15 protein-coding genes and 1 pseudogene are annotated in these 8331 nt (G+C 41.0%); 13 read left to right on the forward strand and 3 right to left on the reverse strand.

The annotated features are described in order from the left end of the window. The first annotated feature begins 1 nt into the window (after nt 1). From VB654_RS24745 to VB654_RS24775, 7 genes are all read left to right on the forward strand, one after another. On the forward strand, nt 2–679 hold the full coding sequence (locus tag VB654_RS24745; RefSeq protein ID WP_323216487.1) for a hypothetical protein: 678 nt from the start codon (nt 2–4) through the stop codon (nt 677–679). A 118-nt stretch (nt 680–797) separates the two neighbouring features. Beyond that, nucleotides 798–1676, forward strand: a complete 879-nt coding sequence (locus tag VB654_RS24750; protein ID WP_323216488.1) for a hypothetical protein — start codon at nt 798–800, stop codon at nt 1674–1676. Between the two features lie 83 nt (nt 1677–1759). Beyond that, entirely contained in the window at nt 1760–2122 is a 363-nt protein-coding gene (locus VB654_RS24755) for a hypothetical protein (protein WP_323216489.1), read from the forward strand. A 17-nt stretch (nt 2123–2139) separates the two neighbouring features. Further along, a complete protein-coding gene (locus tag VB654_RS24760) occupies nt 2140–2328 on the forward strand; it encodes a hypothetical protein (RefSeq protein ID WP_323216490.1) in 189 nt (62 codons plus the stop codon). Nucleotides 2329–2733: 405 nt separating this feature from the next. Then, the gene (locus tag VB654_RS24765; protein WP_323216491.1) at nt 2734–3003 is read left to right on the forward strand and encodes a hypothetical protein; all 270 of its coding nucleotides are present in this window, start codon (nt 2734–2736) and stop codon (nt 3001–3003) included. 2 nt (nt 3004–3005) lie between these two features. Further along, nucleotides 3006–3845 carry a hypothetical protein gene (locus VB654_RS24770; protein ID WP_323216492.1) on the forward strand — a complete coding sequence of 280 codons (840 nt, stop codon included), beginning with the start codon at nt 3006–3008 and terminating at the stop codon, nt 3843–3845. Nucleotides 3846–3893: 48 nt separating this feature from the next. Then, nucleotides 3894–4247, forward strand: a complete 354-nt coding sequence (locus tag VB654_RS24775) for a hypothetical protein (protein WP_323216493.1) — start codon at nt 3894–3896, stop codon at nt 4245–4247. Nucleotides 4248–4401: 154 nt separating this feature from the next. Here VB654_RS24775 and VB654_RS24780 read toward each other — a convergent pair whose 3' ends face one another. The 3 genes from VB654_RS24780 to VB654_RS24790 are packed head-to-tail and all read right to left on the reverse strand — an operon-like array spanning nt 4402 to nt 5415. Next, a complete protein-coding gene (locus VB654_RS24780) occupies nt 4402–4767 on the reverse strand; it encodes a hypothetical protein (protein ID WP_323216494.1) in 366 nt (121 codons plus the stop codon). 5 nt (nt 4768–4772) lie between these two features. Beyond that, nucleotides 4773–5105, reverse strand: coding sequence for a DUF5674 family protein (locus VB654_RS24785; protein WP_323216495.1), 333 nt, complete (start codon nt 5103–5105; stop codon nt 4773–4775). A 16-nt stretch (nt 5106–5121) separates the two neighbouring features. After that, nucleotides 5122–5415, reverse strand: coding sequence for a hypothetical protein (locus tag VB654_RS24790; protein ID WP_323216496.1), 294 nt, complete (start codon nt 5413–5415; stop codon nt 5122–5124). A gap of 136 nt (nt 5416–5551) precedes the next feature. Here VB654_RS24790 and VB654_RS24795 point away from each other — a divergent pair, with 136 nt between their 5' ends. The 6 genes and pseudogenes from VB654_RS24795 to VB654_RS24820 all read left to right on the forward strand — a co-directional run. Further along, on the forward strand, nt 5552–5818 hold the full coding sequence (locus tag VB654_RS24795; protein WP_323216497.1) for a hypothetical protein: 267 nt from the start codon (nt 5552–5554) through the stop codon (nt 5816–5818). A gap of 313 nt (nt 5819–6131) precedes the next feature. Then, nucleotides 6132–6494, forward strand: coding sequence for a hypothetical protein (locus VB654_RS24800; RefSeq protein ID WP_227788959.1), 363 nt, complete (start codon nt 6132–6134; stop codon nt 6492–6494). Continuing rightward, entirely contained in the window at nt 6491–7375 is an 885-nt protein-coding gene (locus VB654_RS24805; protein ID WP_323216498.1) for a hypothetical protein, read from the forward strand. Before VB654_RS24800 ends, VB654_RS24805 begins: the two co-directional genes overlap by 4 nt. Next, nucleotides 7372–7848 (forward strand): hypothetical protein, encoded by a 477-nt coding sequence (locus tag VB654_RS24810; protein ID WP_323216500.1) that lies wholly within the window; start codon nt 7372–7374, stop codon nt 7846–7848. The genes VB654_RS24805 and VB654_RS24810 overlap by 4 nt, the downstream gene beginning before the upstream one ends. After that, the gene (locus tag VB654_RS24815) at nt 7845–8057 is read left to right on the forward strand and encodes a hypothetical protein (protein ID WP_323216501.1); all 213 of its coding nucleotides are present in this window, start codon (nt 7845–7847) and stop codon (nt 8055–8057) included. The genes VB654_RS24810 and VB654_RS24815 overlap by 4 nt, the downstream gene beginning before the upstream one ends. 2 nt (nt 8058–8059) lie before the next feature. Next, a pseudogene (locus tag VB654_RS24820) lies at nt 8060–8331 on the forward strand (hypothetical protein); the annotation flags it as partial.

An 8331-nucleotide genomic window follows, 5' to 3' on the forward strand; every position in this document is an offset into this window, starting at 1 on the left:
GATGACTTATGTAACACATTCACAGCAAGCACTGTTCGGTTCTTTCGTTGACGAACAGACTGTAGCTCAAGCCGAACTCGACACTTACATTGAAGCCCAGGCGCAGACTGTAGCACCAGAAGAATTGATCCCCATTGAAATCAGCTTTTACGATCATGAAATTTACTGTGGTCAAAAGCTTGTAGCTGCGATCGCCCATGATGAAGACTTAACCCAGCCCTGGCTTGTGATGGTCAATGGAGAGGAAATATATCGAGCAAACACCTGGGCGAGAGCGTGGAGATATATCTGCACCCATCACAAAGACGGAAGCTTGCCTGTACATCAACAACAAGAAGCCCCAAACACTACAGATAACGAAATAATGTGTCAGATTTTCAACGAGTGTGAAAAATTTGGCTTTGAACTGCTCGACAACGGCATTTACCACAACGACGTGAAACTCGGTGAAGTAGGCTACACCAACAATCAATGGTGGTTTGTTCGAGCATCAGAGGAAGAACAAGGGAGAATACCGTGTGATTCAGCTTTGGACGGGGTTTGGTGGTTGTCAATGGTTGAAACTGTATCTTGCGAGGAGTTATTAAATAGACCGTTTGACCAATTGACGGATAAAGAATGGCGAATGCTGTTGGAATATGAGCCAGTGCCAAAGAGTCGGGAGTTGGTGGTGGCGTAAAGTACAAAGGCGATTGTCGGTTGTGCAATCGCCTCCAAACTGTAATCGTTAAGAATAATGCCACAAAAACGCATAGGCAGACACAGCCGTATAATAAAACACAGTCATTATTGAAAACATGACCCGCAAACCTCACGACCAATTTGCCAAGCAATTTTTAGAGGAGCTATTGTCACCCTTGGGCAAAGTAGAACCCAACAAGGAAGTAATTGATGAAGCTCGGCAGGTAGATGTTTTGTTTTCACCAGCACCAACAGCCCAAGCACCAAATCTAGGACTATTGGGAAGAATTGCACTGCTGAATACGGCTTTGCTGGAACCTTTTCGCAATCAGCCTAGCAGGACAGAAATACGGAACTGCCTGACAAAGCTGTTCACCGTAATTGCAGATTCGCAACGTAAAGCCAAAAGGGAAGACACGACTATATCAGAGGATGATTTAGCTCGATTGTGGATTTTAGCGCCCTCAGCGTCCCCAGGATTGTTAGAAAGTTTTGGGGCTAAACTAGAGCTAGAAACTTGGTTGCCTGGGGTGTATTTTCTACCTGATGCTTTTAGAACAGCGATACTGGCAATTAACGAGTTGCCTGTAACAGAAGAAACATTATGGTTTAGGCTTCTAGGGAGAGGAAAGGTTCAACAACAAGCAGTCAGTGAATTAGTTGCACTGCCACCAGAAAACCTTCTGCGCCGTAATGTTTTAGAAATAATTTACAGATGGCGCGTCAGTATAATGACACAGCAAAAGTTAACTGAAGATGATCAGGAGTTAATCATGAACTTAACAGAAGCTTATCAAGAAGCCAGGGCTGCTGCTGTACAAGAAGGAGTAGAGCAGGGACAACGCCAAGTTATAGAAAATTTGTTGAAATACAGGTTTGGTTCTGTAGATGAGGAATTGTCGAGAGTTGTTGATAGTTTATTACGGCTACCTCCAGAAGAGTTTACACCTTTTTGTTTGCAATTAACTCGTGAAGAATTGTTAAATAGGTTCTGAATCGCGGGGCAGTAAAGATACTAACAAATTCTGAAGAAATTATCAGTTTAAAAGCGTTTTGTTAATAGCAGAGCGCTTTTTTAATGAATGGAACCCAAGTAATTATCATGATTTTAAAGCCACCTATGCTCATTAAATCTTCTCCCCTCCCTTGTTGGTTAAATGCCCAAAATACAGCCGTAGCAGTTGCGCTGATTAAATTTGGATTTCTTTATGAAGGCGAATTAGAAGGTGACGAAATTGATACCACAGAAGCAGTCACACAAGGTTGGTTAGTTGGCTGTAAATGTTGCGAAAACTCAATAGTTGCGATATTTGACGGCGCTGTATTTTCCTCATCATGTGATGGCGAAAGTGATTCAGAGCTTAGATACAACCAACTCAAAAAGCTGATTAGGGCAACCCTCAGAAGCTACAAGCCTTTTAATCTTTACGAACAATTATAGTTATTTAAAACAGGATCATGATCAACCCTGAAGACTCAAAACAATTACGCCAGCTAATCAAAACTGCTTATCTTGCCCTAGCTGCAATTGATGATTCCCCCCAGTTCAAGAAAATCAATTACTCGCCAGATTTGACCATTGGGGATGCTATTTCAGCACTAGAATACCTGGAATGGGAACTAGGCGATGAAGCCCAGGAACGCTAAAAATAAAGGCAATTCCAGTATTAGGAATTGCCTTACGCATCTATTTTTATCAATCGAATTTGGTTCTTCGGTACTTTTTATGGAGAACCCAGGTCAAAATCATTGAAAGCCTTATTGTGTCGGCATTTCATTGAAATATGGGCATTATAGTTTATAACCCTTGCCCCGTAAGGGTTTTGTGATAATCAATCCTCAACCACCATAAAACAGACGCAAGAGCCTCGAATCCGTGGTGGTTCTGCACCTTTGCATAGCCTCAGATATTCTAATACAGTCATTCAATCACTAATAGATAGTGGGCGAGTAAAAGTATTGAATACTGGTGGTGGATTTTTGTTGGAAATCGTCGAACGTAATTGAAAGGAAGCTACGCTTAAGACTTTTGAGAGATTTGAAAGTGCTTAAATGGAAATAAAAACTATATCTGTAACGTATCATAGAAAATTCAATTTGGGTGACTACGAATCCCTGGAATTAGGCTGTTCACTTTGGGCGCAAATAGACCCAGAAGAAGATGCAGAAGGTGCGACTCAATTTTTATATATGCAGGCTAAAGCTTCAGTTAAAGAAGCTGCTATGCCACTGCTTAAGACATCTACTCATCAGATGAACAAAGCCAAGATGTACAAACAATCTAACAAAAATAATAGTGGCGATAATCTGGAGGATTTCTAACTATGGTGGAAATTAAATTAGGATTAGGGAATCCGCCTGATCCGATTTATCTATATGTAAACCAGGGAGAAGTTCAAGGAGAGCAATATGTCTGGTATAACTATGATATTCCGCAAGACAAGAAAATTCCAGTCAGAGAAAGAGCTTTGACAGGATATATTGCTCAATTAAAGTTTACGACAAAAGAGTACAAAGGTAAGGACAAACTTAAACTAGATATTGTCATCTCTGCGGACGAGATTTATGTGGTTAGAAGTGGGATTGAAACCAATTTCACTAAAACATTTTTATTAGGTGCATCTCAGGTTGATGATTTCTCTAAACCTCTTGTGATTACTAGCACACCTGGGGATGAAAATACGGTTTTCTGCCGACTGTACTATGCCCTAAACAAATCCAGGATTCGTTATGATTGGAATCCTAATGCAGATTGGGCAGGAATTATACAAAGCATTCAATCGAAATTATCTGGCAATCAGGTTTTTGATTTTGAAGAAGAAAGTATTCCCAAGACCAAACCTCAAAATGTAGCACCACATCCACAAGACTTGCGAGTGAAGCAAGTTCGCACTTTGTTCAATTATCCGGTTGATTTGGTCAAAGAATGGCTGCAATCCCAGAATGTTGAACGTCCTAGCCAGCTTCCTTTGAGTGAAGTAGATAAACTGGTGAACATCATCTGCATGGCTTGGGCTGCTGATAAAGTTGATCCCAATCATGCTGCTAGTTCATATCAGCAGCAGGTCATTCGTGGAATGTCGGAAGGACTTGATGAAGTGGCGGCGATTCGGGCTTGGGCAAATTATGTGCTGGGGCAGAGAGCAACAGTAAATTCTAGGTAAAAATTCAGATTTTCAAAAAGCAGCTTTAAACTGCTTTTATTTTTTTCTATGAATAAAATCACACATCAAATTACCCAAACTGAGCATTTAGAATGCATTCAGAAAATCGAAGTAATCACCAGGAAACGACGCGCCATGAAACGACTAAAATCACACAGCTTTGTTAACCAAACTTTGTCGAAATTTGCACTTTATTCAATTGTGACCACCGGATTCTTAGGAGTAGCAGCTTTGGGTTGTTGGGGATTTGAAATTATTGACAATAACTCCAGACCCACAATACTCCGGGAGCATGATTGGCAAGCTCAGAAGAATGTTTGTTTGGGAGGCATGGCGGTAGCATTCTCTGGATTTCTGGGGAGTGCTTTATTGGGTGCTTGTTTGAGTGGGGATGAATCATGAAAAGATTTGCTTTTGGATTTTTGGCAGGCACGGTAATTGCCTTGGGTGTTTCAGCGTACTCCTTTAGTGCTATCGCTAGAAATGAAACAGTTAGGTTTGGGTACTGCCAAGTGTGGCGAACGCAGCAATGGTTCAAAAAGTAAACTTGTGGAAATTAAGCACTCAGTGCTTCTGGCTCTGTATCGGCTATTTCTAGAACCCGACGTAACCAATCTTGAGTCTGTCCCTGTGCAACTCGCTTTTGTTTTTCATCTGACCAAATTTTGTCCCAATGGGCTATCCAACGAGTCAACAGACGAACTAAGTCAACTAACTCCGCAGCCCGGTCAATGTCGTTTGCTTTCACCATGTCAGGAACAGTCCACTCAATAAAGTATCTGCTTTCATTGACAAAAGCTAATATTAATTCCTGGGATGATGTCCCAGTCCACAAGGCATAAATTTCTGATAGGTGATTTGCTAACTGATGTAACCGGGTCGGGACATCATCTTGTATAAAACTTTTTTGCTTTGGTGTCATTTCAATCATAAATTTTCCAGAAACTCCATGATAATTTGAGCTACCCTTTCTCTAATATTAGGGTCTAAAAGTTCCATTGACCGATTTTGCCGAGGACGAAGATTGACCATAGACTCATAGGTGATTTTTCCGGTCACTGGCATGAAGCTGGCAGCCCAAATATCTTGCTGTCTACTACCGTCATCCAGCAACTTTTCTTCACAATCTGCGTGTAAATCACCACCACCAGCTAATACTCGACGTTCAATATCTACGGCAGTTTTAATGTAGAACTTGTGCTGTTGCAGCATTTGCTCAAGCTGTTCACCAGTAGCGCGATCGCGTAATAAAAGAATCATGTGTTCTTTTTTTTAGCTATTTATTCTGAAGCCTGGAAGCAATCGCATCAGCCAAATACTGCTCAAGTTCTTTATCAGATGCCGCCGCTTGATATTTAATTTCGTTCAAGTGTTTGTCCGTATTTCGCATGACATAGGTTTCCAAGGCTGTACTAATACAGGCGCTAATATCTTTCCTAGTGGCCAGAGAAGCAACAATCAGCTGCACATACAACTGAGCAGGCAACTTAGGGACACCAGGACGTTTGTCAATAATCTCACTAATTACCCCACGTTCTTGCAAAGCCTGAATTAATTTGTCTATATCCACTTCTAAATACCCATTGCTACTCCTTAGTAGCTTATCATGCTATTATCCACATAAATCCAAAGTACAAGCCTCCAGTGCATCACCACTGGAGGACTTTGACCCACCACAGATAGAGCCTATGGAGGGCATTCCCATCATGACACGGCGCAAGCTCACAAAGATAGATGAATTCGCTCAAGCTTTCATTAATCAAAATGGTTGTTCAATTTCCCCCGGAGAATACGAGTACGTTTCTACTGGAGCTACATTAATCAGGCAGCATCTAGAAAATTTTTTTCAAGGCACTGGCGCACAACCACCAGAATTAAAAACGGTAAAGAACTGGTTTTATAGCGATTGTCCTGATTGGGCGATCGCAGTTCTTTCCCGTGCATTAATTTCCCGAAACGAGGAAACTCCCTGATAATCAATAAACCTATTGCCCACTTAATGTGGGTAATTTATTGTAGATATATTGAAACACAACTGAAACGTGTTTCACTGCTACTGCAACACTAAGATGCAAGGTTAACAAACAAATAGAAGCATTAAAACCTTTGATTTAGCGTTATGTTTAGTTAATTTTGAAACATGAGATTGCAAAATTAATATTAACTATGCAACATCATGTATCAGTCGCAATATCCAAAATCTCTGTAAGATACTGGCTGTTCTGTAAAATTAGTTAAGCACTCGTTAATCAGGCAGAAACAAAAGTCAAAATCTCGACCGATTGAATGAAAAACAGCAGCATCATGGAATTCTTTGATGCGCCCGAAAGAGAGAAAGTGCGAGCGCAGTTCTTTGATGATTTTTACGAAACCCGCCGAAACTGGGCTGCCTGCTTAGGTGTAGGTAGAGTAACGATTTGGCGATGGGAATCGGAAATAATCAAAATGGTATGGCTGATCCTTCAAGATTACCAATGTGAGCGCATTTATTTGGACAGCTATCAAAGATTCATCCTGACAACGATTTATGCATTGAAACAAGGCTTTGTATTAGGATACAAAGCCAACAACAAAGAAGTGAAAGAATATTTGCAGGAACGGCAAACGCAACTCACTCGCCAACAATTCGATAATTGGATAGCCAAATGATCACCAAAGACCAACTATTTAAGCATTTCACACAATACACTCAAGAACAAATCTTGGATGCCTTACAACAGTTGAGTAAATACGACACTAAGATTAAACCTGATGCAGATAAATTTTCCGATACTGTAATTGAGCAATTAGAACAAGTATTTGAATTGGGAAACCAATCAAAAAACCAGTTAGCTGCACAGGCCACATTTACCAAAGAAGAAATTTTTGGACATTTCAACAGTGCCGGTTATTCCCCAGAACAAATTACTACTGCCCTGAAAAAGCTGAGTGAAAGCGACAAGCAAATTGACCACAATGCCAATGAATTTGGTGAGGGGATTTTGGAGAAGCTGGAAAATACTTTCGCTATACTCCAAGCTGCGATTAATGCTTATGGGGGTGCATTGGATGTTGCTAAAGTCGAGGAATTAGCTACATCTATGGCTAATGAGCAAGCTATAGATATTCATCCTGAAGTATTCCGAGGAGTATTAGAAATTAAATCTGCTGAAGCTGTGGCTAAAGCGGTAATTACTCATGAGTTGACCCAGGATATTTATCAGCAGACTCTGCGGGATTTAGATGCTAAAACTTTAGACCAAGCCAACCAACAAGCCGCAGAGAGAATAGCTTTGATGTCGCTGTTAAATAATCCAGAGACAGTCAAAGAAATTTTGGCGACCTACGGTATTAATAACCAAGCCGCAAAACCCCAGATTATGGAAACTACAACAGCTTGTAGTTTGGATTTTGACCCTGATGCTTTCTTGCAGGAGGTGGGAGCAAAGGAAAAAAAGCCCAAGACTATCCAAGATACGAGGCGGGTAGCTCAGAATTTACTGAGCAAATATCGGCTCAACTCAAGCGGTTTGAAAACAACCAATTCATGAACTACCTCAATCGCCACCCTATGACGGCTGTGTTCTTTTTCTTAGGATGTATTTTCTTGTCTATATCAGCCCCCAATATCAAATCCAATATTTCGACGATGGGGGAAATCCAACAAGCAGTTAGAAAAAATTCCACCCAAGAATGGAAACTGAGAGCTTCACAACAAGCAGCCCAAGCCCAAGCAGAAATTGCTGAACAACGTTATCGGGATGGTTGCGTGATGGTTGTGGCCATGAATAATCCTGATTCGTTCACTTCTTTATCAGAGGGAGAGCCGGTCATTGATCATGTGCGGAATGTGCCTTTACCGATTGGCACAGTTGTCTGTGATGCTAATGGGAATACGGCTGTGATTATTAAAGGAGAAAACCAGCCAGTTACAGGAGAGATCGCTTTCACTGGCAATCAAGAATTAATTGCTAACGTGCGACAAAAATTCAATAAAAATTACGCTCTACCTAACCTTAAATGAGTAACAACCCTAACAATTGCTATCAGCAGCAAGCAAAACAAGCTGCATTAGAACTGGATTTTGGATTGGGCTTGGCTACCAGTGAAGTTGAATGTAGAGATGCTATTAGTGCTGGCTTTGAAGCGATGCCAGAAGCTGATGTCAGCGATGAACCAGAAAATTCCATCTACAACTTCAACGCCATTCTAGACACTATTTCAACCCAATAATTATGACTCAAACAAAAAAGGGCGACCGGAATAATGCCAGGACATTCATGAAAATTCTCTATTGGTTTGCCGTCGCAGTGGGACTTTGGTTTGCGTTTCTCAACATTCAGCCCTATGCGGAAGTTGTGAAAATTGCTACCGAAATTGGCATAGTTAAAGACAATGCTTTACTGCAACTGGTGAACACCATACCCATAATCAACGGTTTTGCGAGAACTATAGGTTTGGCCTTACATTGGTTTGTAGGATTAATTGTCTGGGTAACTATCCAAAC

This window comes from Nodularia sp. UHCC 0506 (assembly GCF_034931045.1).
In the GTDB taxonomy this organism is placed as follows: Bacteria; Cyanobacteriota; Cyanobacteriia; order Cyanobacteriales; family Nostocaceae; genus Nodularia.

Bases quoted from the DNA above. Each gene is read 5' to 3' on its own strand.
- VB654_RS24815 (WP_323216501.1), top strand. From the start codon at position 7,845: ATGAGTAACAACCCTAACAATTGCTATCAGCAGCAAGCAAAACAAGCT.
- VB654_RS24775 (WP_323216493.1), top strand. From the start codon at position 3,894: ATGAATAAAATCACACATCAAATTACCCAAACTGAGCATTTAGAATGC.
- VB654_RS24755 (WP_323216489.1), top strand. From the start codon at position 1,760: ATGAATGGAACCCAAGTAATTATCATGATTTTAAAGCCACCTATGCTC.
- VB654_RS24750 (WP_323216488.1), top strand. From the start codon at position 798: ATGACCCGCAAACCTCACGACCAATTTGCCAAGCAATTTTTAGAGGAG.
- VB654_RS24785 (WP_323216495.1), bottom strand. From the start codon at position 5,105: ATGATTCTTTTATTACGCGATCGCGCTACTGGTGAACAGCTTGAGCAA.
- VB654_RS24760 (WP_323216490.1), top strand. From the start codon at position 2,140: ATGATCAACCCTGAAGACTCAAAACAATTACGCCAGCTAATCAAAACT.
- VB654_RS24770 (WP_323216492.1), top strand. From the start codon at position 3,006: ATGGTGGAAATTAAATTAGGATTAGGGAATCCGCCTGATCCGATTTAT.
- VB654_RS24795 (WP_323216497.1), top strand. From the start codon at position 5,552: ATGACACGGCGCAAGCTCACAAAGATAGATGAATTCGCTCAAGCTTTC.
- VB654_RS24805 (WP_323216498.1), top strand. From the start codon at position 6,491: ATGATCACCAAAGACCAACTATTTAAGCATTTCACACAATACACTCAA.
- VB654_RS24810 (WP_323216500.1), top strand. From the start codon at position 7,372: ATGAACTACCTCAATCGCCACCCTATGACGGCTGTGTTCTTTTTCTTA.
- VB654_RS24765 (WP_323216491.1), top strand. From the start codon at position 2,734: ATGGAAATAAAAACTATATCTGTAACGTATCATAGAAAATTCAATTTG.
- VB654_RS24800 (WP_227788959.1), top strand. From the start codon at position 6,132: ATGAAAAACAGCAGCATCATGGAATTCTTTGATGCGCCCGAAAGAGAG.
- VB654_RS24745 (WP_323216487.1), top strand. From the start codon at position 2: ATGACTTATGTAACACATTCACAGCAAGCACTGTTCGGTTCTTTCGTT.
- VB654_RS24780 (WP_323216494.1), bottom strand. From the start codon at position 4,767: ATGACACCAAAGCAAAAAAGTTTTATACAAGATGATGTCCCGACCCGG.